Source organism: Pseudomonas sp. Irchel s3f10 (assembly GCF_900187515.1).
Classification (GTDB): Bacteria; Pseudomonadota; Gammaproteobacteria; order Pseudomonadales; family Pseudomonadaceae; genus Aquipseudomonas; species Aquipseudomonas tensinigenes.
Genome location: NZ_FYDZ01000001.1, coordinates 658336 through 681412 on the forward strand (window position 1 = coordinate 658336; position 23077 = coordinate 681412).

The 23077-nt window shown below is 57.6% G+C and carries 38 protein-coding genes; 34 read left to right on the forward strand and 4 right to left on the reverse strand.

The window, feature by feature from the left end:
• Positions 1-51 precede the first annotated feature (51 nt).
• Together CKW17_RS30690 and CKW17_RS03065 are read right to left on the reverse strand one after the other, a co-directional pair.
• Complete coding sequence (locus CKW17_RS30690) at positions 52-252, reverse strand: hypothetical protein (RefSeq protein ID WP_095118650.1); 201 nt, start codon at positions 250-252, stop codon at positions 52-54.
• A gap of 432 nt (positions 253-684) precedes the next feature.
• A complete protein-coding gene (locus CKW17_RS03065; RefSeq protein ID WP_176470023.1) occupies positions 685-1488 on the reverse strand; it encodes a zinc ribbon domain-containing protein in 804 nt (267 codons plus the stop codon).
• 132 nt (positions 1489-1620) lie between these two features.
• Here CKW17_RS03065 and CKW17_RS03070 point away from each other — a divergent pair, with 132 nt between their 5' ends.
• Positions 1621-1878, forward strand: a complete 258-nt coding sequence (locus CKW17_RS03070) for a hypothetical protein (protein WP_141234547.1) — start codon at positions 1621-1623, stop codon at positions 1876-1878.
• Between the two features lie 51 nt (positions 1879-1929).
• On the opposite strand, the gene CKW17_RS03075 is transcribed toward CKW17_RS03070, so the two are convergent.
• Positions 1930-2931, reverse strand: a complete 1002-nt coding sequence (locus tag CKW17_RS03075; protein ID WP_095118652.1) for a hypothetical protein — start codon at positions 2929-2931, stop codon at positions 1930-1932.
• Positions 2932-2980: 49 nt separating this feature from the next.
• Positions 2981-3769 (reverse strand): LexA family transcriptional regulator, encoded by a 789-nt coding sequence (locus CKW17_RS03080; RefSeq protein WP_095119020.1) that lies wholly within the window; start codon positions 3767-3769, stop codon positions 2981-2983.
• A gap of 116 nt (positions 3770-3885) precedes the next feature.
• On the opposite strand from CKW17_RS03080, the gene CKW17_RS03085 reads away from it, so the two are divergent.
• The 33 genes from CKW17_RS03085 (at position 3886) to CKW17_RS03240 (ending at position 23049) form a co-directional block, all read left to right on the forward strand.
• Complete coding sequence (locus tag CKW17_RS03085) at positions 3886-4089, forward strand: Cro/CI family transcriptional regulator (protein ID WP_095118653.1); 204 nt, start codon at positions 3886-3888, stop codon at positions 4087-4089.
• An 81-nt stretch (positions 4090-4170) separates the two neighbouring features.
• Positions 4171-4593 carry a phage regulatory CII family protein gene (locus tag CKW17_RS03090; protein ID WP_095118654.1) on the forward strand — a complete coding sequence of 141 codons (423 nt, stop codon included), beginning with the start codon at positions 4171-4173 and terminating at the stop codon, positions 4591-4593.
• Between the two features lie 157 nt (positions 4594-4750).
• Positions 4751-5602: a BRO family protein gene (locus tag CKW17_RS03095; RefSeq protein WP_095118655.1), complete on the forward strand. Its 852-nt coding sequence runs from the start codon at positions 4751-4753 to the stop codon at positions 5600-5602.
• A gap of 1 nt (position 5603) precedes the next feature.
• The gene (locus CKW17_RS03100) at positions 5604-6575 is read left to right on the forward strand and encodes a phage replication protein (protein WP_095118656.1); all 972 of its coding nucleotides are present in this window, start codon (positions 5604-5606) and stop codon (positions 6573-6575) included.
• Positions 6562-7359, forward strand: a complete 798-nt coding sequence (locus tag CKW17_RS03105) for a hypothetical protein (protein WP_095118657.1) — start codon at positions 6562-6564, stop codon at positions 7357-7359. Before CKW17_RS03100 ends, CKW17_RS03105 begins: the two co-directional genes overlap by 14 nt.
• On the forward strand, positions 7356-7583 hold the full coding sequence (locus CKW17_RS03110) for a hypothetical protein (protein ID WP_095118658.1): 228 nt from the start codon (positions 7356-7358) through the stop codon (positions 7581-7583). The genes CKW17_RS03105 and CKW17_RS03110 overlap by 4 nt, the downstream gene beginning before the upstream one ends.
• Positions 7576-8046, forward strand: a complete 471-nt coding sequence (locus CKW17_RS03115; protein ID WP_095118659.1) for a hypothetical protein — start codon at positions 7576-7578, stop codon at positions 8044-8046. Before CKW17_RS03110 ends, CKW17_RS03115 begins: the two co-directional genes overlap by 8 nt.
• Positions 8043-8624: a recombination protein NinG gene (locus CKW17_RS03120; protein ID WP_095118660.1), complete on the forward strand. Its 582-nt coding sequence runs from the start codon at positions 8043-8045 to the stop codon at positions 8622-8624. The genes CKW17_RS03115 and CKW17_RS03120 overlap by 4 nt, the downstream gene beginning before the upstream one ends.
• Positions 8621-8887 carry a hypothetical protein gene (locus CKW17_RS03125; RefSeq protein WP_095118661.1) on the forward strand — a complete coding sequence of 89 codons (267 nt, stop codon included), beginning with the start codon at positions 8621-8623 and terminating at the stop codon, positions 8885-8887. Before CKW17_RS03120 ends, CKW17_RS03125 begins: the two co-directional genes overlap by 4 nt.
• Complete coding sequence (locus CKW17_RS03130; protein ID WP_095118662.1) at positions 8884-9429, forward strand: hypothetical protein; 546 nt, start codon at positions 8884-8886, stop codon at positions 9427-9429. Before CKW17_RS03125 ends, CKW17_RS03130 begins: the two co-directional genes overlap by 4 nt.
• A 131-nt stretch (positions 9430-9560) precedes the next feature.
• On the forward strand, positions 9561-9932 hold the full coding sequence (locus CKW17_RS03135) for a hypothetical protein (protein ID WP_095118663.1): 372 nt from the start codon (positions 9561-9563) through the stop codon (positions 9930-9932).
• 180 nt (positions 9933-10112) lie between these two features.
• Positions 10113-10484 carry a chemotaxis protein gene (locus tag CKW17_RS03140; protein ID WP_095118664.1) on the forward strand — a complete coding sequence of 124 codons (372 nt, stop codon included), beginning with the start codon at positions 10113-10115 and terminating at the stop codon, positions 10482-10484.
• Positions 10484-10822, forward strand: a complete 339-nt coding sequence (locus CKW17_RS03145) for a hypothetical protein (RefSeq protein ID WP_095118665.1) — start codon at positions 10484-10486, stop codon at positions 10820-10822. The genes CKW17_RS03140 and CKW17_RS03145 overlap by 1 nt, the downstream gene beginning before the upstream one ends.
• Positions 10819-11319 carry a DUF2514 family protein gene (locus tag CKW17_RS03150; RefSeq protein WP_095118666.1) on the forward strand — a complete coding sequence of 167 codons (501 nt, stop codon included), beginning with the start codon at positions 10819-10821 and terminating at the stop codon, positions 11317-11319. The genes CKW17_RS03145 and CKW17_RS03150 overlap by 4 nt, the downstream gene beginning before the upstream one ends.
• Positions 11320-11376: 57 nt before the next feature.
• Positions 11377-11652 carry a hypothetical protein gene (locus CKW17_RS03155; protein WP_256586187.1) on the forward strand — a complete coding sequence of 92 codons (276 nt, stop codon included), beginning with the start codon at positions 11377-11379 and terminating at the stop codon, positions 11650-11652.
• On the forward strand, positions 11649-11903 hold the full coding sequence (locus tag CKW17_RS03160) for a hypothetical protein (protein WP_095118667.1): 255 nt from the start codon (positions 11649-11651) through the stop codon (positions 11901-11903). Before CKW17_RS03155 ends, CKW17_RS03160 begins: the two co-directional genes overlap by 4 nt.
• 60 nt (positions 11904-11963) lie before the next feature.
• Positions 11964-12173, forward strand: a complete 210-nt coding sequence (locus tag CKW17_RS03165) for a YodC family protein (protein WP_095118668.1) — start codon at positions 11964-11966, stop codon at positions 12171-12173.
• A 143-nt stretch (positions 12174-12316) separates the two neighbouring features.
• Positions 12317-12940, forward strand: a complete 624-nt coding sequence (locus CKW17_RS03170; RefSeq protein WP_095118669.1) for a putative metallopeptidase — start codon at positions 12317-12319, stop codon at positions 12938-12940.
• 30 nt (positions 12941-12970) lie between these two features.
• On the forward strand, positions 12971-13447 hold the full coding sequence (locus tag CKW17_RS03175; protein WP_095118670.1) for a DUF2280 domain-containing protein: 477 nt from the start codon (positions 12971-12973) through the stop codon (positions 13445-13447).
• Positions 13422-14741, forward strand: coding sequence for a terminase (locus CKW17_RS03180; protein WP_095118671.1), 1320 nt, complete (start codon positions 13422-13424; stop codon positions 14739-14741). Before CKW17_RS03175 ends, CKW17_RS03180 begins: the two co-directional genes overlap by 26 nt.
• Positions 14741-16201 (forward strand): DUF4055 domain-containing protein, encoded by a 1461-nt coding sequence (locus tag CKW17_RS03185; protein ID WP_095118672.1) that lies wholly within the window; start codon positions 14741-14743, stop codon positions 16199-16201. Before CKW17_RS03180 ends, CKW17_RS03185 begins: the two co-directional genes overlap by 1 nt.
• Positions 16119-17231, forward strand: coding sequence for a minor capsid protein (locus CKW17_RS03190; protein ID WP_176470024.1), 1113 nt, complete (start codon positions 16119-16121; stop codon positions 17229-17231). The genes CKW17_RS03185 and CKW17_RS03190 overlap by 83 nt, the downstream gene beginning before the upstream one ends.
• Positions 17232-17239: 8 nt before the next feature.
• On the forward strand, positions 17240-17725 hold the full coding sequence (locus CKW17_RS03195; protein ID WP_095118674.1) for a DnaT-like ssDNA-binding protein: 486 nt from the start codon (positions 17240-17242) through the stop codon (positions 17723-17725).
• Positions 17726-17804: 79 nt separating this feature from the next.
• Positions 17805-17945, forward strand: coding sequence for a hypothetical protein (locus tag CKW17_RS30295; RefSeq protein WP_176470025.1), 141 nt, complete (start codon positions 17805-17807; stop codon positions 17943-17945).
• Positions 17946-18083: 138 nt separating this feature from the next.
• On the forward strand, positions 18084-18821 hold the full coding sequence (locus CKW17_RS03200; RefSeq protein ID WP_095119022.1) for a hypothetical protein: 738 nt from the start codon (positions 18084-18086) through the stop codon (positions 18819-18821).
• A gap of 3 nt (positions 18822-18824) precedes the next feature.
• Positions 18825-19802 (forward strand): major capsid protein, encoded by a 978-nt coding sequence (locus tag CKW17_RS03205; protein WP_073474183.1) that lies wholly within the window; start codon positions 18825-18827, stop codon positions 19800-19802.
• Positions 19803-19860: 58 nt separating this feature from the next.
• On the forward strand, positions 19861-20166 hold the full coding sequence (locus CKW17_RS03210) for a HeH/LEM domain-containing protein (protein WP_095118675.1): 306 nt from the start codon (positions 19861-19863) through the stop codon (positions 20164-20166).
• Between the two features lie 10 nt (positions 20167-20176).
• The gene (locus tag CKW17_RS03215) at positions 20177-20554 is read left to right on the forward strand and encodes a hypothetical protein (protein ID WP_095118676.1); all 378 of its coding nucleotides are present in this window, start codon (positions 20177-20179) and stop codon (positions 20552-20554) included.
• 2 nt (positions 20555-20556) lie between these two features.
• Positions 20557-20949 carry a hypothetical protein gene (locus CKW17_RS03220; RefSeq protein WP_095118677.1) on the forward strand — a complete coding sequence of 131 codons (393 nt, stop codon included), beginning with the start codon at positions 20557-20559 and terminating at the stop codon, positions 20947-20949.
• Position 20950: 1 nt separating this feature from the next.
• The gene (locus tag CKW17_RS03225; RefSeq protein WP_095118678.1) at positions 20951-21535 is read left to right on the forward strand and encodes a hypothetical protein; all 585 of its coding nucleotides are present in this window, start codon (positions 20951-20953) and stop codon (positions 21533-21535) included.
• On the forward strand, positions 21532-21960 hold the full coding sequence (locus tag CKW17_RS03230; protein WP_095118679.1) for a phage tail terminator-like protein: 429 nt from the start codon (positions 21532-21534) through the stop codon (positions 21958-21960). The genes CKW17_RS03225 and CKW17_RS03230 overlap by 4 nt, the downstream gene beginning before the upstream one ends.
• A 39-nt stretch (positions 21961-21999) precedes the next feature.
• Positions 22000-22659 carry a phage tail protein gene (locus CKW17_RS03235; RefSeq protein WP_095118680.1) on the forward strand — a complete coding sequence of 220 codons (660 nt, stop codon included), beginning with the start codon at positions 22000-22002 and terminating at the stop codon, positions 22657-22659.
• A 9-nt stretch (positions 22660-22668) separates the two neighbouring features.
• A complete protein-coding gene (locus tag CKW17_RS03240; protein WP_095118681.1) occupies positions 22669-23049 on the forward strand; it encodes a phage tail assembly chaperone in 381 nt (126 codons plus the stop codon).
• The last annotated feature ends 28 nt before the right edge of the window (positions 23050-23077 follow it).

A 23077-nucleotide genomic window follows, 5' to 3' on the forward strand; every position in this document is an offset into this window, starting at 1 on the left:
TCCGGTTGATTTCCCGTCTGGCCCTGTCGCCAAGGCCAGCCAGTGAAATCGTCATGCAGCCTTTTCCAGTTCGCAGCATTCTGCGTAATGCGACATTGCGATCGGCATGTGATAGCTATCGAGAGGCCACTTGCTGACTTTGCAGCCTTGTCCGGCTGGGCAATGAAAGACGAACAGCTCACCTTCGTCCTTATCCATTTCCATACTCACCTGTGCACCGCTGGTGAAGGTGTCCTTGATGATCGTGGTCATGCTGTGTTCCTCCGGTTGTTTTCCCAATGCACCCGTCACCAGGTGCATCAGTGAAACTTTCCGCTGACCCTTCGGCGCTACTGGCGCGGTACAGGTCGGCTCAAATTGTTCCTCCAGCCGCGGGCCTTTCGGCTTGTTCTCCCGCTGGATAACTGCTTTCGACGTTTTACGCTGCACGCCCGGGTCAGTTGCCAACCCTCTGAACCGTTGAGGCCGGTTCATCGCTGCCTTTGAATCTGGGCCGGGAGTGATCCGGCAAGTGGCGTCGCTAAAGAGCGGCGCGGCTTTCGCTGCTGGGCCTGTGTTGCCTGGCTTGCGAATAAAAGTAGCAGTGCTGCTATTTAAAGTAAATAGCGCTGCTAATAATAATTTTTGCGGGCGTAAAAAAGCCCGCGCTCAGCGGGCTTGATAGGTTGTCTCGTTGGATCAGTTTTAAGAGGGGACCCAGTACATGTTGCACTGAATATCATGATTGTCACTGAGCTCCACAGAAACCACTTTGGCGGATTGCTCATTCTCAAAGGGGCCCGTGATGATAGTGTTGCCATCTACCGCAAGCACTGGTATCGCTAGGCTTTCAAGCAGGTTCTCAATTCTGATCGAGTCTGCTGGAGGGGCTTTTATCCGAACTGTCCAACCCTGAAAGGAGCGCTCGACAACACTGTCAGTGATAGGCGGATATTTCCCGCTCACTGAATCCCTGTAAACAATCTCGCTGAACAGTCTGGGGCCGTCTCGCATTGTGATCAGGGCTTGCTTGGCTTCGTCCTTCGTCTCGAATGGCCCTGCGCCAACGGCCAGGCCAATCATCGAAACTACGGGAAGTCCGGTGGCAGCAATGGCTTCTATCGTGCGCACCTGCTCTTCCTCGTCACGACAGGAAGTTGAAGCGACCCATCCATTTTTCAGTCTTGGAGCTGCCATCGGTTCAACGTCAGCACCACAGTGTTTGCACTTTATTGCTGCCATCTTGATAGATTCGGCACAGAGAGGGCAGGGGCGAGTGTCAGTGTCAGCGCCAGCTTGGGCCGCAGAGGATTTGCCCCCCAGCAAAATCATGAGTAAGCCTGCCAACATAATCATGCCGCCTACGATGGTATGCACTTGGCGGTCAGCCATGAGCCCAAGGTTGTTAACCCTACCGCCGGATCCCGTCGCGACGGAAACATCCATACCAAGCGCAAATACCAGCCAGCAGATGCCCACAACCATTGCAATGGTCCCAAAACCTTTCATTGGATCCCTCCCTCAATTGAGGTGGCATTTTATCATTCGTGGCGCTGCGCCACCATTGGGCGGCTCGGTAGGGAATGATTGCTTGTCATCTGCTATAGCGTTACTCGAGATGCGCATCTGAGGGGACGGGCCATGAATACGAGTGAGTTTGGAATGAAGGCTTGGGGAGTCGCGACCGTTGTTCTGGCAATAGCAGCGCTTGGCATTGTTCTCCTGGGAAGTGCCTACCTAGGTTTGGATGGGAAATTTGTGGAGGGGACGCCGCGCTGGATTGCCGGGCTGTATTCAGCGATAAAGCAGAATGGGAATGTCGTGGCGGGAATATTGGGTTTCAGCGGCCTGGCTTGGTCAAATTTTTACAGAGCTTCGGCGAGACTCAGCGATGGGTGATGCAGATGCACAAAGCCCGGCAATGGGCCGGGCTTAATTAAGCATTCAGTTTCAATCCGGAGGGTCTTTGCGCACGACATCGAGCACCACCGCCTGCTTGATCTCGCCATCCATTTCCTTAGCGTTGATGCTGAGGTAAACGGTGGTTCTCTCCCACTCTGCATATTGGAGAATCTCTTTTTTGTCGCCAGTTAATGAAGTGTCTTCCACAACCGCTTCGAATTCATCCAGCGACTTATGGCGGCGCACCTTAACCTTGAACACATCAGGGTTTGATGAATCAACACGAGTGATTCGATAGTAGCCATCTAGACGCTTTTCCACTGCCTTTCTGCGTGCATTCGTAACCAATTCTTGCGCAGCATCTTGCGGGACGACGATCTCGCTAATAGTCGCTTCATCTGCCGTAGAAAATCCTCGAAGCATTTCCGTTCGAGTGTCGTAAGCTTCTCGATTTACTGTTTGCAGCTTTGGCTGGGAAACCAACAGCTTGGTCAAAATTTCAAGCCGAGCAGTTTCCTGTTTGGACATAGCCTCTACCGACGAGAGAACGTCTCTTTGCTCTTCCGTTTTAGCTTCAGATGCTCGGATATCTTTTCGATAATTAAGATAGGCGGTGTACGAGGTCTTACCAGCCCATAGCACGCCCAGCCCAAGGATCGTCGCAACGATCAATTCCGGTGGCATGGTTTCTCCTGCCTTCTCGGCGAATTTTATCAATACGTCCTGAAGGTCAATTTCAAAAATCGCAGATCCTTCTTCGACCTTTACCTCAATTTCCAGTTCATCACGCTCCTCTTTTGAAAGGCGTCGCGTGTCTTCTGTATCGTACTGGGCAATTGCATAGGACTTATAGACTAAATTCTGCAGTTCGATGAAGGACTTCATGACGCTGGGAGTGAGGCTCGAATGGAATTTCTCGCCAACCAGCCTTATTTTAAGCTTTGGCCACCCCTCCAAAACGATACCCTCTGGGAAAGCATCGCCCGCTAGAAATCGTTCAATCGCCTCAAATGCGTCGCCTTCGTTCTTGATTTTTATTGGTTGATTCACGGCGCTTCCCTCTGCCACATGGTGAAGGTTAATGAGGTCGATTTATCTTTCAGCGCGAATACATCGCCCACCAGAACACGTGCCCCAAGATCGAAATTTGCTGCTCCTGGATCTGTTGAAACGTGTAGTCCTCATCCGGATGCTCGTCACGGTTGAAGCTGCGCAGGCGAATACCGATCGGGATGCGGTAAACCTGCTTCACCCGAAGCTGGCCATTGTGATTAATCGCGTACATCTCGCCGTCAACGATATCGCTGAGAGAGTTTTTCCCCACGTTTACGCCTACCGTGGCGCCGTCGCGCAGCACGGGAACCATGCTGTTGCCGCCGACCTTCACGCACTTGGCGTTGCTGAACTGAACGCCATTGTGGCGCAGGTCCTTCTTGTTGAAGCGCAGGCGCGAGTTGGCGTTTTCCTCAATCGCAAACCTGCCAGATCCGGCCGCCAGTTCGACTTCATGAAGGAAGGGGACGTAGACCTCATCGTCATCGAGCGGGGTTTCATCATCCCAAGTCTCGATGCTTCCTAATTTTACGCTTGGCTGTACGCGGTCCTGCTGCACGCTGGCAACAGTGGATAACAGTCGAGAGCTGACCTCGCTTGCGTCGAAGTTGAGCGCCTTTGCGAGCTTCAGCAGCGCTTCCACATTTAGTGGCACCTTCCCGGTGGCGTATTGGCTGAATGCGCTTTGCCCAGACCATCCGCACGCTTCAGCAACATCCGCCTGCGTCAGGTTGCGCCCGGCCGCTTTAGCAGCTGATTTCCGCTGTTCGTAGATAGCTTTGAGCCGGGCACTCTCGGCGACTTCTTCGGGGGTGAGGGGGCGACGTATTTTCATACGAATAAGAGTATTAGCAGAGCTGATATCCAGGCAAACAGCGCTGCTAGTAATTTGTTGCTGATAAAAAGCAGCACTGCTACTATCCATGGCAGATATCAAGCCGTGGAAATTCCATGAAAAAGATCCCTTTGAGCAAATACCTAGAAGAGCACGGCACTCAAGCCGCGCTTGCTGCTGCTCTCGGCGTGAACCAGAGCGCGATCTCGCAAATGGTTCGAGCCGGCAGAAGCATTGAAATCACCCTTTATGACGACGGTCGCATTGAGGCGAGCGAGATTCGCCCGATCCCTGCGCGACCCAAACGCACAGCAGCTTGAAACGTTAGTTGCTGACTGCCTGAACAAATGATCGCCCACGCACTGGCAGGGCGCCACGGAAACAATTTTGAGGTTTTACGAATGGAAGATTTTCTGCGGGCCTGCCAGAGCGCTGTTCTGGACAACGAAGCCAAGACCCTTGCTGCAAAGATGGGCGTTCCTCACGTTGGACTGCTTCAGCGCGCCAATCCGGACAACGACGCACACCACCTCACTGTGGAGCATTTGTTCGGGATTCTGTTGCACACCGGCGACATACGACCTCTGGCGGCACTGGCAAACGAATTTGGATTCGAGCTCGTTGCGAAAGCCGCGCCGGAACCTCAGGCACTCACCAAGTCGCTGATCAATGTCGGAAAAGAAGTGGCGGATCTGACCATCGCGGTTCACCAGGCGCTCGACGACGACCACGTCAGCGGCTTCGAAAAATCCATGATCCGTCAAGAGATCAACCACGTTCGGCAGAGCTTGGATGTGATGGACGCCTCGGTTAAGGCCGCCTGAGGAGTTTGCGCATGCGCAATCTTTATTTGCGGCTGTGGCGCAAAAAATCGAAAAAAAGGAGCCATCAACAGCACTGTTGAAGAAATGGAACAAATAACAGACACAAAAAAGCCGACGGGCAATGTCGGCTGATTCGCAAAACTAGAGAGGCCCGATTATGCAGAGCCAACCGAATTCGAGCAACACCCAGAACAATGACGCGACACGTTTTAACAAATCGCAAAACGTGTCGCGTACCACCTCAGTAATTCCTTTCGACTTCGATGGTGGCGCCATCCGAGTCATAACGGACGAGCTCGGCGAACCGTGGTTCGTTGCCCGTGATGTTGCCGATGCGCTCGGTTATGCCAAGCCAGAGAACGCTATCTCCCGTCACTGCAAGGCCGCGACCACTACCCCGAAACAGGGTGGTGGATTCATGACGGTTATTCCTGAACGCGATGTCTACCGGCTGGTGATGCGCTCCAAGCTGGTCGGCGCCGAACGTTTCGAGGAATGGGTGGTTGGTGAGGTTCTGCCAAGCATCCGCAAGACCGGGAAGTTCGACGCCGCTAGCCCACGCAGTTCAAAGGTTGTCGGGGAACTCGCGCTCATGGAGTGCTACACGCGCCTGCTCAAGCCTTCACCATCCAGCCAAGTGATGATGCTGGCGAAGATCGCCATTAATAACGGTCTGGAGTCGAGCTTCCTGCCAGGTTACGCGATCGATGCCGCATCAGATGCCACTGGCGGCAGCTCGATGCCGACGAAGGCGGTCACCGCGTTGATCAAGGAAAACGGCATCGCTTGCACAACGCGAGCATTCAACCTTGCTCTTGAAGCCCGCGGTTTCCTCAAGCAGCTCCAGCGCAAAAACTCCAAGCAGGAAATGGTCGACTTCTGGTCGGTGACGGACAAGGGCCTGGCCTTCGGCAAGAACCTCACAAGCCCTCAATGCCCCCGCGAAACCCAGCCTCACTGGTACGTGGATCGCTTTCTTGAATTGGCCAAACTGGTCGGGAAGGCCTGATATGCAATTCACCGTCACGATCAATCAGGTGAAGGCGCTGGAGTGGGGGCTGAACTCTCAGCAGGCTCTGCTGTTCGCCTTCGTCTACGGCTGCCCGAGCTGGACCAAGCCAATCAAGACTGACGACGGGATCTTCTTCGCGCTGAGCAAGGCCAAGATCATCGAGGAGCTGCCGCTGCTCACTGACAAGCCAGACACTGCTTACCGCATGCTGAAGGCCCTGGAAGAGGCGGGTTTGATTGAGCTTTCCAGCACGTCGAACATCACCCTGTTTCGTCTGACCGATAAGGCGATTGAGTGGAACCAGAAGCTGGATGGGTCGGAAAAATATCCGACCCCACCAAAGAACGAACGTCGGAAAAAAATCCGATCTACCTCGGAAAAAAATCCGAGCCAGGTCGGAGAAAAATCCGAGCAAGGGTCGGAAAAATCTCCGACAAATCAGGATACCAATCATCAGGGTACCAATCAGGATACCAGTCAGGACTTGCAAGGCAGCCCGGACAAGCCGGCCCGCAATCTGGTTCTGGTGGTTGATCGCACCGATGCGCCACGGGTTGAGATTCCTGCTGACATGCCGGGCCCAAAAGACCAATCCTGCAAAACCTTCAAGGTCTGGGCGAACTACGCCATGGCCTACCGCAAGCGCTACAGCACCTGGCCGGTATGGAACGCCAAGGTCGGTGGCCAGCTTGGCCAACTGGTCGACCGCCTCGGCGCCGATGTCGCTCACCACGTCGCTGCACACTTCCTGAAAACCGCCGATGCCGCCGTGCTGCGGAAGTGCCACAGCCTCAACGAACTGCTGGCCAACGCCGAGAGCTACCACACCCAGTGGGTGACCGGTCAGCGCATCAACGGGACGACCGCACGCCAGATGGAGCGGACCGAAGCGAATGTGTCCGCCGCCGAGCAGGCCGCGCAAATGGTCTTGGCCAAGCGCCAAGCGGGAGAGCGCAATGAGTACCTTTGAAATGAACGATCAGCAGGTTGCGGGGCTTGCTGCAGCGATCTGCGCCACCGCCGAGGCCATGGGTCAGGAAATGAACCCAAGTACCGCAGCGATCATGGCCGAAGATCTCTGTGCTTACCCGGTGCAGGTGGTGAAGGCCGCGCTGAAGGCTTGCCGCTTCGAAGTGAAAGGCAAATTGGCCATGGCTGACATCCTCCAGCGAGTTCAGGTTGCAGATGGTCGCCCGGGTAAGGACGAAGCTTGGGCAATCGCCATGACTACGAACGACGAGTTCGAAACCGTGGTGCTGACCGATGAAATCCAGCTCGCGCTGGCTGCTGCAAAACCTGTCCTCGATGCCGGCGACAAGGTCGGTGCGCGCATGGCGTTCAACAGCGCTTACGAGCGTTTGGTGGGTCAGGCTCGTGAGGACAACAAAAACGTCAATTGGCACGTGTCAGTCGGATTCGATGCCAGCCGCCGCACACAGGCGATCACCAAGGCGGTGCAGATGCAACGGATCCCACATGAACGCGGGCAGTTGTACTTGGCCGACTTGAGTGTCGCGCCGGTTACTGAAGACGGGCGGGCTGTCGTTGCGCTGCTCACCGGTGAGGTTGCGCGGTCTTCGCCAAAACTGCGCGAGAAGCTCGCCGCGGTGAAGGACTCGATGCTTGCAATGCGCCAAGCATCGGCCGAGGAAAAAACAGAACTGCGAATTCTGGCAGCCAATGAGCTGGCGGATCGCCGGGCGCTGCTTATTCAGCAGGCCGAACAATTGGAAGCAAGGAGCGCTGCTCAATGACCATCGACAAACAAAAACTCCAGAAGCTGCTGTGGGCCGAAGCTGCGTCCTACCGTGCCGACTGCGCAGACTGGAAGCGCAACACCGAGGCGCTGCAGGAATTCCTTGGGGAGAAGACCGTGGAGGAGGTGGCGTTGGAGTTGCTGGCCGAGAACGAACGACTGACACAGCAGCTCGGCGAGTTGATCAACGGATTGCCGAACAAGGTGGCCACCCATGGCTGACAAAATATCCGTGAACTGTCAGGCGAAACTCTCCGAGGCCATCACGAAGCTTAGCGCCATGTACCGCGACAAGAAGTTCGTCGTCGTATCGCTACGCCCGGGAAAGGACCGCACGCTCGACCAAAACCGGCTGTGGTTCGCGATGTACAAGCGCATCGCAGAGATGACCCAGATTGGCGATGAGGCCGACGCTCGCCGGTACTGCAAGTTGCACGTCGGCGTGCAGATCCTGCTGAACGAGGACGCCGGGTTTCAGGCTGAGTGGTACCGGGTGATGCGGCATCTCCCGTACGCGACAAAGCTAGAAATGATGGGGGGCTGCAAGCTCTTCGGCCCGGACGGCTTCCCGGTGACCAGTTTGTTCAACCGCGCCCAGGGCGTGGCCTACACCGACCGTATCGTCGCGCGATTCGCCCATCAGGGCGTGCACTTCGATGATCTGCTGAGCCAGGAGGCTGCATGACGATCGCAAGGAAGCAGCCAAAGCCGAAGAAATGCTGTGTCGTATCGTGTGGGAAATCTTTCATTCCCTCGCGGATGGGGCAGGCCGTATGCAGTCCGGCATGTGCAGCAATTGATGCCCCGCGTCATCAAGAGAAAGCTCGCAAGGCGATCGACCAGTGCGAGCGCCGCGAGATCAAAGTCCGTAAGGAGAAGCTGAAGAGCAGGGCGGAGCACATGCGCGAAGCCCAGGCCGCGTTCAACGAGTGGGTCCGCCTGCGTGATTCCGATCGCCCTTGCGTGAGCTGCGGTCGCCACCATGAAGGCCAATACCACGCTGGGCACTACCGCTCTGTAGGCGCGAACCCCGAGCTGCGATTCGAACCGCTCAACGTGTGGAAGCAGTGCGCCCCGTGCAATACGCATCTGTCCGGCAATTTGGTGAATTACCGGCTTTCGCTTATGCAGCTGATCGGCCCGGAAAAGGTCGATTGGCTGGAAGGGCCGCACCCGGTCTGCAAACACACTGTCGAAGAAATCAAAACCATCAAGGCCGAATACCGGGCCAAGACCCGAGAACTGAAGAGGGCTGCAGCATGACGCAAGTTGCGCAAATAACCGGTGGCGCCAGCAGACCTTCGAAGGGCTGGCTCAAGCCGATGTTTCCCATCACCGGCAAAGCACATTACTTCAACCAAGAGAAGGCGTACGCAGCCGTCACCGCTCATGGTCGCGCTTATTTCTGGCGGTCGCTCTGCGGGATCGACACTGTGAGCACGGACAAGATGCCAATGTTCGAACCGGGTAACTGGGATCGCTGCAAAAAGTGCGGACATAAACTGGCTCGGAGGGCCGCAGCATGACCTATCGCAACGTGATTTCCGCCGTGGTCCGCGCGCTGGCCGCTGAGACAATTAGCTCTGCTGGGGGCTGCGATTTTGAGCCGAAGGTGCAGTGCGCCAAGCAGAAAGGGGAGATCGTCGGCAAAGAGGCGGCACTGCTCCAAGATTGCTGGGTGTTCGGCCGTCTGCACAAGTCACTTTCGCCGGCACACTGGCGTGCATTGGTAGCGAAGTATTCAACGCACGAAGAGCGAAAGCACAGCGCGATCCTTGAGCTGCTGAACACAGTGAGGTCGCCGGCGCCGCAACGGTTCAGGGAGTGTGCAGTGCTGACGTGGGCTATTCCGCAAGTTGGCGGTACGGAGGGGAAACGCTCCTGCACGGTGTTGCCTGCGGCTTGGTACGACATCACCAACTGGGACAATGACGGCAAGCCGGAATCAACCCGCTACCGGTGGAGATCATCGATCCGGAAGGCGCTGGATGATCAGGTGAACGAAGCACTCACAGCGGCACAAGAGCTGCTTGACGCGGAGGGCTTGATCGAAAGTTGTGCGGCGTAGCAAAAAGCCATTGCAATGATTGAGAAAGTGAGAGAGTATTTATCCATCCTGTCGATCTTGCGCGTTAGGGATTGACACATAAAACCCAGCTAATGAGCTGGGTTTTTCGTATTCGATCTGCGGAGTTTTACATGGAAGTTTGGGAGTTAATCAGGCGTCTCTTGGCTGGCGCAACGGGCGGCAACCAGTCCCACATGTCAGGGCTGATCGGCACCACGTATTACTGGGACTTGAAAAGATCCGGTTGTAACTTGAACCAGAGCTTTAATGAGATTTCGGATGCTGCCGAGTTGTTCGCTGAAGAAATGCAGGAGGCTGATCTAATTCGCCCCGCTGGTGTGCGAGGTGGCGCAATTGCGATTTTAGGCGCTATGGAGCGCACCGCCTTCGGAGAGGAGCTGTATCAGGCGCTTTGCCGTAGGGATGTCCTCGCCAAATTTGAGCATGGTGATGTGCCAATTGATATCAAGTCGATTCAGGAAGACCTGTTGCAAGTCGCTTGAGTTTTAGAAGTCCCGACCGTTGAGTCGGGATTTTTGCTTTAAACACTTCTTTGAGCCTCGGCATTTGCCGGGGCTTTTTCGTTTTCGGCTCCCCACACCCATTGCCCCGAGCTGGGAGTGCAGCGGACTCCGACCTATTTGCGCTGGCCTAGCAGGTCAGCTTTTCACGATGGAGTTGCGATGGATCCTACTGACCTCGGCCCAGGCACAGCTACCTGGCTGGGCGGTACCGGAACCGTGTTGCTGGCCGCCTTCCTTTGGCTGCGTAAATTCCTCTCAAAGGATGCTGCTGACAGGGCGATGGATAACGCCGATATTTTCACTCTTCGCCGACTGAATGAGTTGCTGGACTCCGAGCGTGTTGCGCGAAAGGAAGCTGAAGCCCGCGCTGACCAGTTCGCCAAAGAGCGCAACGAGCTTGCCGCAGCAGTTGGGCGGATGGAGGGGAAGATCGAAGCCCTCACCAGCCAAGTCGCACAACTCACCGCCACGGTTACCTCGCAGAGCGAAGAGATCGCCCGCCTGCGTACCAAGCTGGGAGGCATCAACTGATGGACAGATGCGCTATGGAATTCATCGCTCGCCGCTGGTGGCGTCGAGCAGAGGTATGGGTGATCGCAGCGCTGCTGCTGGCCGGCGGCCTGATCCTCGGCTTCCAAGCTGGTGTGTGGTCAGCCAGCAGTGAACAGACGAAGCAGCTCGCGGAGGTTCGCGCAGCCTACGATGCAGCGCTGGGCAGTCGTGACGTTCGCCTCAACAGCCTTGCCGAGAAGACGCAGGATGCAGCGGTGAAAGTGCAGGAGGCTTCGAACTCGGCAGTCCAGGCCGCCGACACGGCGAGCAAGGCAGCGGAGAAGGTCAACGAAGCCGTGGAGCGGCAGGCCCCATGAGCGCCTTACTGAAGCTCGTCCCTGTGTGGGCGTGGTTAGTGCTGGCAGCGCTCGCAGCCGTGGGCTACCTATCGTTTCGGCTGGATAGCGTAAAGGACGATCGGGCAGCCATCACCGCCGAGCGCGACACCGCCACCGCCCGCGTGGACTCGCTCACCAACACGCTCCGCATTCAGCGCGAGATCACCAATGACATCAACCGAGTCTCCGATGATGCGAAAGCCAACACTGAGCATGTGTCGGCTGCCGTTGTTGTTGCTGATAACCGGGCTCGCAGCCTGCAGCAGCAAATCACCGACCTCCTCGCCAAGCGAAAGTCTTGTGCTTCCGAGGTTGCCAGCGGAAGCAAGGCAAGAGCCGACCTTACCGTTCTGCTCGCCGACCTGCGTAGAAGCGCTGACGAAGAAGCGGGAAGACTGGCAGAAGCGCTTGATCGAAGCCGAATAGCCGGATTTGCGTGTGAGGCCGCATACGCCGCCGCACAGAAGAGCAAGTAGGTCGCGACACTTTTCGCGAGAGTGCAAATTGTGTCGCGACACCAAAAGGAGAGAGCCATGAGTAACGGATATACCAGCCCAACCTGCCGCGGTGACATGAAACTCGGAACAGGCTGCGGGCGCTGTGTGCGATGCGCAGTTTTCAAGCCTGCCGAGATTCACCATCTTGCGGACCATCGCCCGCACCTGATGGTGGCAGCGAGTAATGGCGCTCATGTCATCCCGCGCACGCTGGTCCAGTCAGTGATCGACGGTGAGCAGCCTTCCGCCATCCTCACCGAGCCGGTAGTGCAGCGCATCATTGAAGAATGGCTGCAGAAGGTAAGCGCATGACCGCCAAGCTCATCGACTTCAAACGCGAGGGATGGCGCGATGCTGCCAAGACGCTGCGCAAGATCGCAGATGACCTCGATGCCGGTGTTCATCCGGAATGCACTGTGGGCGCGCTGACAATCATGGGGCCGAAAGGCGAAGTGACGGTGTTCGGGCTTGGTCCCAAGTGCGACGACCTGCAGTGCCTGGGTGCCATGCGCCTGGGTGAGCAGAAGCTGATTGATGTCTTGCTCGATGGAGTGGAAGGGTAGGTTGATCTTCTACTGAGAGAAAACGATGATGCTGACTCAATTACCTAATGGAGTGAGGCAATGTCGGATTTCAAAAAGGGTGACCAGGTTCAATTAAAAAGCGGCGGTCCGATCATGACGGTATCTTACGTCGATGACGTACAGCCTCCACTTGAGGACAGGTTGTATCCTGAGCAAGAGTTCAACGTCACGATTTTTTGCCAATGGTTCGATCAAAAAAACAACCTTCAATCAGCGTCTTTTAATCCAGAAACGCTCATTAAAAAGTGAGCATTTACTCGGTAGTTGGTTGAACATTAGCTCGCTTTGATTAGCACTCACGCTTTTCGGCGAGCTTCTCATTTTGTATTGCCCGTATGGGTTGCCGCACGATAACGATACTTCCCCCCCGATATTTATGATCAGGTAAACGCATGGAAAGGCCCTTTCCTCCATCGTCACTACTTGAACTCTCTGATTTATCTGAGTTAGGGATCCGACTGCTGCCGGCTCCCGAGGTTTGGGAGTGGCTCCAGGCCGAGATCCTCGCCGACACCGGCAGCATCCACAACGAAGACCACGCCCATCTGATCGATGCGGACGTGAGAGTCATGTGGGCGTCTGCTGCCTTCACGAAGAAGGGTCGGACGGTGGTTGGCCAGGCTGAACAGATAGCGTTCCGCGCTGGTGGTTGGCAGAAGGTCCGAATGGAACAGCAAATGATGGATTGGTTCGGCGACGTGCCGGCCTACATCATCACACTAGCTGCCGACTACTGCGCTCAATGCTCCGACGCTGACTTCTGCGCACTGGTCGAACATGAGCTGTACCACATCGCTCAGGCGACCGATCAGTACGGCGCACCCAAGTTCACCCAGGAAGGATTGCCCAAGCTTGAGATGCGTGGACACGACGTTGAAGAGTTCGTCGGTGTGGTGCGTCGGTATGGGGCGAGCCCTCAAGTTCAAGAGCTGGTGGACGCTGCAAACAATCCTGCTGAGGTAGGAAATATGAACATTGCGAGGGCCTGCGGAACCTGTCTGCTCAAGTCGGCCTGACTTTGACAGTACTTTGACGGATGCCCACTTATGGCCGCACTCAGAGACGAGGTGAAAGCCTTTGTTGTACAGGCTCTCGCCTGCTTTGACACGCCATCGCAAGTGGTTGCGTCCGTCAAAGAAAGATTCGGGCTCGAAGTTTCCCGCCAACAGTGCGAGGCATACGACCCAACGAAGTACGTTGGACGCAACCTGCACGTGAAGTGGCAGACGCTGTTCAACGACACCCGCAAGAGGTTCCGCGAAGAGACGGCCGAGATCCCGATCGCCAACCGAGCGTATCGACTCCGCACCTTGGGACGCATGGCCGAGAAGGCCGAGAACATGAAGAACATGGCGCTGACCGCCCAGTTGCTGGAGCAGGCAGCCAAAGAAGTGGGCGACGTTTACGTGAGTCGTCGCCTCGAACCTGAAAAACCTCTGGGCTCCCAAGCGGACCAGCAGCACGCCGTTGCTGAGTACACCCTGGAGCCTGATGAGAATGTCCCCGCTACCCCGTACCTATGACCCGCCGGTAAAGCTGACACCGAAACAGGCGAACATTTACTGCTGGGGTTTCCAACCACAGGCGCGCTTCCGCGATGCCGTGTGTGGTCGGCGGTTCGGCAAGACGTTCTTGGGCAAAGCTGAGATGCGCCGAGCTGCTCGGCTGGCTGCTGAGTGGGGCGTGAGCGTCGAGGACGAGATCTGGTACGGCGCGCCGACGTTCAAGCAGGCCAAGCGTGTATTCTGGCGCCGACTGAAGCAGGCGATCCCTGAAGCGTGGCGTGCACACCGCCCGAACGAAACGGAATGCTCGATCACGCTCAAGTCTGGCCACGTCATGCGCGTGGTGGGACTCGACAACTACGACAACTTGCGCGGCTCCGGTCTGTTCTTCGTCCTGGTGGATGAATGGGCGGACTGTCCATGGGAGGCTTGGGAGGAGGTTTTGCGGCCGATGCTCTCGACCTGCCAATACTCGATACCCGGCATCGGCATGCGGAAAGGCGGCCACGCGCTACGCATCGGTACGCCCAAGGGATTCAATCACTGCTACGACACGTTCCAAGATGGCCGGCCGGGGCATGAGCCTGATCACAAGAGCTGGCTCTACACCTCGCTCGATGGCGGCAACGTGCCGGCTGAAGAGCTGGAAGCTGCCCGTCGCAAGATGGACCCTCGAACATTTCGACAGGAATACGAGGCCAGCTTTGAGAACTACGCGGGTGTCGTCTATTACACGTTCAATCGTGAGGCGAACCGCACCAGCGAAACCATTAAGCGCGGCGAGGCCCTGCACATCGGCATGGACTTCAACGTCATGAAGATGGCGGCAGTCGTGCACGTCATTCGCGATGACCTGCCACTGGCGCTCAGCGAGTTTTCAGATGTACGGGACACGCCTGAGATGATCGAGAAGATCAAGCTCCGCTTTCCTGACCACAGCATTGCGATCTACCCGGACGCCAGCGGCCAGAACACAAGCAGCAAGAGCGCAAGCGAATCTGACCTGTCACTGCTGAAAAAGGCTGGATTTACCGTAGTGGTGGATTCGACCAACCCCGCTGTGAAGGACCGGGTCAACGCCATGTGCGCGATGTTCGCCAATACCTACGGCGAGCATCGATATCTGGTCAACGTCGACCAGTGTCCGAAATACACGCAGTGCCTGGAGCGCCAGATTTACACGGACAAGGGCGAGCCCGATAAGAAGGCCGGCTACGACCACCTGGTGGACGCCCCTGGCTACTTCATTGCCAAGCGGTACCCGATCAAAACACGCACAGGCGGAACACGCCGAATTGGAGGCTTGGCCTGATGCCAGTGCAATCGACAAACCCGGACTACGACGCGCACATCGCCGAGTGGGAAATGATGGACGATGCGCTCGAGGGTGAGTGCGCCGTCAAGCGGAATGAGCGCAACCTGCCCAAGCCTAGCGGCATGGTTGAAGCTGAGAAGCTCGACGGTACCGGCAACAAATATCTCTACGAGAACTACACGAACCGGGCTCAGTACGAACACTGGGTGCGTGACTCTTTGCGTTCGATGATGGGCTTAGTCTCGCGACTGATTCCGGAGATCGAACTGCCCGCCGGCCTTAAGGGGCTGGAGGACAACGCCACGGCGGACGGCTTCGGTCTGAAGCAGCTGTTCTTCCGAATGGTGCGCCAAGCTATCTCGCACGGTCGGGTGCCACTGGTGGTGAACATCGATGATCGCGGCGAGCCGTATTTCTCGACGTATGCCACGCGTAACGCGATCAACTGGGACACCGCTGATCAGGGCGGTCGGCAGGATCTAGTCCTTTCGGTGTTCCGCGAGTTTCGCAAGAAGGGCGGCGATCGCTACAGCCACGACTGCGACACGGTGTTTCGTGAGTTCTTCATGCAAGACGAGACCTGTTACACCGCTGTACGGAACGAAGGTGGCGAGATCGTCGAGGAGGAGAAGCCACTGGGCACCACTGGCACCGACAACCGACTGGTCAAAGGCCTTTCCTACCTGCCGGTGATCTATTGCGGCTCGACCGACAACTCGCCGGAAGTGGACGAGGTGCCGCTGCTCACAATGGCGCGCGCCGCGCTGAAGTCCTATCAATTGAGCGCTGACTACTTCACTGCGCTACACCAGACCAGCCATCCGCAACCATGGGTGTCTGGCCTTGATGATTCTGTAGAGCTGAGCGTGACCGGACCATCTGCAGCATGGGACCTCGGTCCAGCCGGCCAATGTGGCTACTTGGAGTTCCAGGGCGCCGGAATTGAAGCCGTTCGCAAGGCGATGGATGACCAGAAGAACGCCGCGCTTGAAGCCGGCGCCAAGGTCATGGACGTCGACGGTACCGAGTCGGGTGAGGCACGCAAAACACGCCAGAACGACCAGCACGCCACGCTACACAGCATTGTCGTCACGGTGGCAGAAGCGGTGGAGCAGGGGCTGCGGTACGCAGCTGAGTGGAAGGGCTACGACTCCAAGCAAGTGAAGTTCAAGGTAAGTCCTGAGTTCGTGACCCCGGTGGTCGACGCCCAAGTGCTCGCCGAGCTGCTGAAAGGTGTGATGGCTGGCACGATCAGCGCCGACACCTACTGGCAGTACCTCACCACCGGCAAGCTGCCGGATCGCCCATATGAAGACGAAGCCGATCTGATCAGCGATGAGCGCGAGTCGGCCGGCATCAACCTGGACAAAGAAGATGCCAACGACAAGCCAGGCGCAGGCGGACAGCCAACTGCTGGAGCAGACGACCCGTCACTCGGTAATGCTGGAGCGGCTTAAGGCTGGCGAGGCCAAAAAGTTCGAGAGGTACCTGCGCCAGATCGACAAGCTGGTGCGCGAGCAATTGACTCGCAAGGAGCTGACCACCTACAGCCGGGACCGTCTTGAGCAGTTTCTGGCCCGGGTGGACGGCAAACTGCTGGACATCTACAAGGCCTACGGCGACCTGGTGCAGGCCGATCTGGTCGACATCGCGCTGTATGAGTCGACCTTTGAGGCCAACAGCCTGAGCAATGCGCTGTCTATCGACGCGGTGGTGCCGACCAACACGGTGATCCGCGCGGCGGTGTTCTCCTATCCGCTGCAGGTGAAGGGCATCGACGGCGGCAAGCTGCTGAAGAGCTTCGTCAGCGGCTGGACGCGCACGGAGACGATGCGCGTGACGAACACCATCAGGCTCGGCTTCGGCCAAGGCCAGACCAATGCCCAGATCATCCAGGCGATTCGCGGTACCGCGGCGCAGAACTTTACGGACGGAATCCTTGCGGTGAGCAATCGCAACGCCGCCTCTGTGGTGCAGACTGCGATCCAGCATGTCGCCACCACGGCGCGCATGGAAACGCTGAAGGCCAACAGCGACGTGGTGCTGGGCTATCGCTGGGTGTCGACACTCGATCGCAAGACCTCACAGCAGTGCAAGGGCTTGGATGGCATGCGGTTCGACCTGGGCAAAGGGCCGCTGCCGCCGGCGCACATTAACTGCCGGTCAACCACCGTGCCGACAACGAGGCTTTCGGAGCTTTTCGCCAAGGACGCCACGCGCGCTTCGGTGGGAGGCAATGGCGGTGCGCAAGTTGATGCCAGCCTGAACTATTACGAGTGGCTGGCAACGCAGCCGGCGAGCTTTCAGGATCATGCGCTCGGCCCAGTGCGGGCCAAGTTGTTCCGCGATGGCGGTCTGACTCCCGAGAAGTTCGCCAAGCTTCAACTCGACAAGTCGTTCAAGCCGCTGACCTTGGCGCAACTGAAAGATGTGGAACCCGACATGTTCACCCGAGCAGGCGTTACACTCGGCGCTCCACCGGGTTGAGAAAGCCGATGCAGATCATCGTTGAAGACGGAAAGGGCAGGCCGGACGCCAATAGCTTCGTGCCGCTGGAGAAGCTGACCTTCTACCGCGACTACTACGGGTTCCGGATACCTGAAGCTGAGGCTGACCAAGTTGAACTGCTGTTGCGCGCTGCGGCCGACATTAACAGTCGCCAGTGGAAGGGCCGCCAGGCCAAGCCTGAGCAGGCAATGGCCTGGCCCCGGCGTGACTGCAAGATCGAATATCAAACGCTTTCCGAAACGTTCGTGCCCTTTGAGCTGGAATGGGGCCAGGTACGGCTGGCGGTCGAGCTATATGCTGTCGAACAGGGCTTCCAGATCGAGGAGCCAACGCATTGCACTGAGACCAATGGCCGGCGCACACGGCTTAACCGCGATACGCCTGGGTTTCGAATGCGCCCGCCGCCGTACGCACCCAGCAGGACGCAGTTCGCTGATTACCTCGTAATGCGTGGTTTGTCTGTCATAAGTTGAAACGCTAATTCCTTGCCGAAGTTTTTCGAAATGTATATAAAACCGCGCCGCTGTACCATTTCAATCAGAGGCGATCGACATGCCAGTAGAAATCGACAACACAGAAATTAACGACGAGATTGAAGAGGAAGAAGAGTACGAGGAAGAGGGGCCGGAGGAGCTTGATCCTATGGATCAGGAAGGTTGGGAACACAACATTGAACGCTTGAACGACCTCTAACGCTTCCTCATCGATTCAACCGAATCAAAAACCGCCCTAGTGGCGGTTTTTTTATTACCAGAATTCACACCAAGCCGCCCAGTGGGCGGTTTTTTTATGCCTGCAAAGCGGGCCGACCAAACCCAAGGGGTGCACCAAGTGGCAGACGAAAACCAGATTGATCTTGAAGACCCGGCAGTCAAATCCGCGATCGCTGAAGCGGTGGAAGCGGCGACTCTGGGCCTCAAGAACAAAAACACAGAGCTGCTTGGCTCGCTCCGTACCACCAAAACTGAACTGGATGGCTTCAAGAACCAGTTCGAAGGCCTGGACATCGCTGCCGTGAAGGGCTTGCTTACCAAGGTAGGCCAGGATGAGGAGACCAAGCTAATTGCCGAAGGCAAGCTGGACGAGGTCATCACCCGCCGTACCGAGCGCCTGCGCACCGACTACGACACCAAGCTCGCGGCCGAAAAGGCCCGCGCCGACAAGGCCGAAGCCTTCGCTGCCAAGTACAGCGACAAGGTGCTGGCCGACTCCATCCGCGCTGCCGCCATCAAGGCCGGCGCTCTCCCCGAGGCCGCCGAGGACATCATCCTGCGCGCTCGGGGCACTTTCAAACTCAGTGAAGACGGCGAGGCGATTGCCACCGACCGTGACGGCGAGGTCGTTTACGGGAAGGACGGGAAAACCCCGCTGTCGCCGCTCGAATGGGCGGAATCGCTGCGTGAAACAGCAACACACCTGTGGCCAAGGGCTCAGGGTGCCGGTCCGACCGGTGATCAAGGTGGCAAGGCCACGAAAAAATGGGGCGAGTACACGGAAACCGAGCGCGCTGCGATCGCCCGCGACAACCCCGAGCTGTTCAAGAAAATCCAGGCCACCAAAGGAACCTAATTCATGGCAACTACCCAACTGACCGACATCTTCGTCGGTGACTACTACGCCTCGCTGGAGCCGGTAAATAGCCCGGAAAAAACCGCTGTCTACGAGTCGGGTATCGTGACTCGTTCGCCCGTTCTGGATGCTATTGCCTCCGGCAGCCAAGGCACCGCCGAGATCAGCTACTGGCAGGATCTCAACGCAGATGAAGCACCGAACATCAGCAACGATGACCCGAACGACCAGGGCGAGGTCGGCAAAGTCACTCAGGACAGCATGCGTGCTCGCGTCCTGTACCTCAACAAAGGTTATGGCGTTGCCGACCTGACAGCCGAACTCGCGAACAGCGAGCCTCAGCAGCAGATCCGCAACCGCTTCGGCACCTACTGGACTCGCCAGTGGCAGCGTTACGCTCTCGGCGCAGCGCGCGGCATCATCGCCTCAAACATTGCCAACAACGGCGGTGACATGGTCATCGACGCTGGCGCGACCATCAGTGCGAACGCCTTCCAAGACGCAGCGTTCACCGCCGGCGATGCTGCCGACCAGTTCGGCGCGATCGGCGTGCACTCGGTGGTGATGAACCAGATGGTCAAGCAGGACCTCATCGAGTATCTGCGCGACTCCGACGGCAAGATCATCCTGGCCACCTACCTGGGCAAGCCGGTCTTCATGGACGATGGCTTGGTGTATGGCGCTGGCAAGTACCTGTCGGTGTTCTTCGGCCAAGGCGCGTTCGGCTACGGCGAAGGCACGCCGAAGGTGCCGGTGGAGATCGAGCGCAAACCGGGCGGCGGTAACGGCGGTGGCGCAGAGGTGCTGTGGGAGCGGAAGACGTACATCCTCCAGCCTGCCGGCTTCAGTTGGAAAGGCTCCGAGGCTCAGAACCTCAGCCCAACCGCGACCCAGTATGCCGCTGCTGCGAACTGGGAGCGCGTGTTCAGCCGCAAGCAGGTCCCATTCGCCGCCGTGATCAGCGGTACCACCACGCCGTAATCCGGCCTCCACTTACCCTGGCGTCTGCAAGGGCGCCAGGCTGCAATTGAGGTGACTTATGAAAGTTATCTATACGGACAAACCGGGCAAAGAGCGCGGCGTGTGCTACCGCCTGCTGAGCGAATTCTTCGGTGTCATTGGCACTGCCAGTGAGGTGGTCATCGAGGGTGATGCGCCTGAAATTTACGATGCATACGAAGCGGCGGGCATCAAAGTTTCGGACGGCAAGGAGCCGGAAAACGCCGAAACCGACCCTCTAAAAATGAAGGTCCCCGAGCTGAAAGATTGGCTGACGGCGAAGGGCATCACCTTCGACCCAGTTGCCAAGAAAGAAGACCTGCAGGCTCTGGTGCCAGCCGAATAAGGACATGCACATGACCGACTTCATCACCGTTGCCGATGTTGACGCTTCGCTGGGTCCAGGCTGGGCCGGCACCGGTGATCCGGTCCTTGCCGTGACCATGGCCAACGCCTGGCTCACGGCCAAGATCAAGCGGGTTGTTCCCGATCCGGTTCCGACCGAGATCAAAACAGCCGGCGCCCAGGTCGCTAAGGAGGCGGCGGCGGGCAAGTTGTACACGGCAACTCAGAAGGAAGTGCAGAGCAAGACGGTTTCGGCTCAGTCCGGCACGTCTGTGAGCAAGACCTACGTGGCCGGATCTACTGATCAGTCAGCGGGTGTGAACTTCGCCCTGGCGCTGCTGGCGCCTTGGATCAAGCGCTCCGGCGTGATGATGCTGAAAAGGATCTGATCATGGGTATGCGCGAAGAGATTCAGGCTGAAATGGCTGAGGCGTTCGATGATCCTGATGGCCTGGCAGATGCGGTGAAGCCAGTGACCGGTGTGCGTAAGGTTGCGGGCGAGTATGACCCTGAGTTGGGCGGCGAGACGCCGGAGACCACTCTGACCTACGCAGGGCGCGGTGTTCTTGGTAGCTACCTGTCCAAGGAAATCGACGGCTCTCTCATTCAGACCACCGACAAGAAGCTGCTGGTGCTGCAAAACGAGTTGTTCGTGTCGGAGAACGGGGTGTCGACTGCGGTACCGGCTGCCCCAGCCATTGGCGATATCGTCAACGGGCTGCGGGTGATTGACGTGTCCGCGGATCCTGCTGATGCAACGTGGACGGCACAGTTGAGGACATGACATGGCGACTCAATCCGGCAGCTTCGCGCTGAGTCTCGCCGAGTTTGCGGCCCAGACCAGCGAAGCCATCGACGCCAGTGTGCGCGAGATCATCATCGAGGTCGGCAGCAGCCTGATCCGCATGTCTCCCGTCGGTAATCCGGAGATCTGGGCGCAGAACGCGATTGCGACCGTGTACAACAAGGCCGTCGACGATCACAACAGCGCGCTGCGCAGCGATCCGGCCAACCTCACCAAGGGCGGCAGGCTCAAGAAAGGCCGCAAGCTCAACGACGGCATGGATATCAAAGCCCCGGAAGGTTACGTCGGCGGCAGGTTCCGAGCGAACTGGCACATTTCCCTCGGCGTGGTCGAGAGCGTCACGTTCGACGAGGTGGACCCAAGCGGCGCCGAAACCACTGCCGCGCTGGTCGCAGCAATGAGCGACTTCACTGCCGGTCAGATGGCTTACATCATCAACAACTTGCCCTATGCGATCCCGCTGGAGTTTGGTCATTCGACTCAGGCTCCCGGCGGTATGGTTCGGGTCACCGTGGCTCGCTTCCAGCAGATCGTGCAGGAGGCCATCAGGAATAATCAGGTATGAGTCACGCACGTGCCCGTCAGGCCATCGAGACGAAGCTGGCCGCATGGTCGGCTGCGCGTCCAATACGAGTGGCCTACTTGAATCAGCCATTTACACCGAATCCATCTGAAACCTATCTCCGGGCCTTCCAGCTTCCAGCCAGCACCACTTGCCGTTATCTCGGCGGGGACGCCTACGAATACGCCGGCGTCTATCAGATAAGCATCGTCTGTCCATCTGCCCAGGCCATGGCCACCGCAGAAACGCTTGTTGAAGAGCTGACACAGCTCTTTCGAATAGACACGCCACTGGCCCGCATCGGGTTCGATGGCCTCATCACTGAGCCAGTAGATCAGGGGCCAACTATCACTGAGTCCGCGACCTATACGGTCCCGGCCAGCTTCACCTACGCAGGTGTCGCAGACCAACCGCCCGCTGGGGCATAACCTACCGCCGTTAGGCGGGCACTTAAGAGGAAACACACCATGGCCGCACGCTTCCCGCTGCCGAACGGCGCTGTGCTGGAGATCGCCAGCGTTATGGGATCCGCCGTCGCTTTTACTGCTTTGACCAATGCGAAACCGCCGGTCGCCGCCTCTGTAGGGCACGACATTGAAAACGGCGACGTTTTGCTGATCAACTCCGGTTGGGCGCTGATCAACGATCGCGCAGTAAAAGCGTCCGGCGTTACTGCCGATGCCTTTGCGCTGGCCGGTCTCAATACCACCAACACTGACAAATTCACTGTCGGCGCAGGTTCTGGCTCCGTGATCCCGGTATCTGGATGGACGCAAATCTCGAAAGTCACTTCTTTCACATCCTCCGGCGGCGAGCAGCAATACCAAACTGTCGGCTACCTGGAAGATGACGACGACAAGCAGTTTCCAACCAACCGCAACCCGACCACGATCACCATCGTGGTGGAAGATCAGCCGACCGCGCAATACGTCGAGACTGTCGAAGGCTTCGACGACACCAAAGAGCTGGCCGTCGTGCGCATGAAGTTGCGCAATGGCGATCAGATCCTCTATCCGGGTTATGTGAGCATCACTCCCGATCCAACGATGGAGCGCAACAACGTCATGACGCGCACCATCAGCATCGGGCTTTCTGCTCGCTCGCTCCGTTACCTGGCCGGCGTATAAGGATTTCCCATGGCGAAGATCAGGATCGCTCAGAACCCTACGTTCAACGCTCTCGTGCACATCCCCGTCGTGGGGTGTGAGCCTGAGGCAATCGAGTTCACCTTCAAATATCGCGACCGCCCGGCACTCGCCGCGCTGTTCGACGAGTGGAACCTCAGGGCGAAGGAAATGCGAGAGGGGTTCGGGGAGGGCACCACATTGTCGGATGTCGTTGCTGCCGAAACCGAGTATCAGGTGCAGCAGATCAAGGATCTGGTCGCTGGTTGGGGGTTCGATGACAAGTTCGACGACAAGAGCATCCTTGCCCTTGTGAAGTCCTGTCAGGGTACCGCCGAAGCTGTAGTGAATGCCTATCAGAGCGCGTTCAGTCAGGCCCGGCTGGGAAACTGAGGGCAGCAGCCGCAGCGTTGTACGAAAG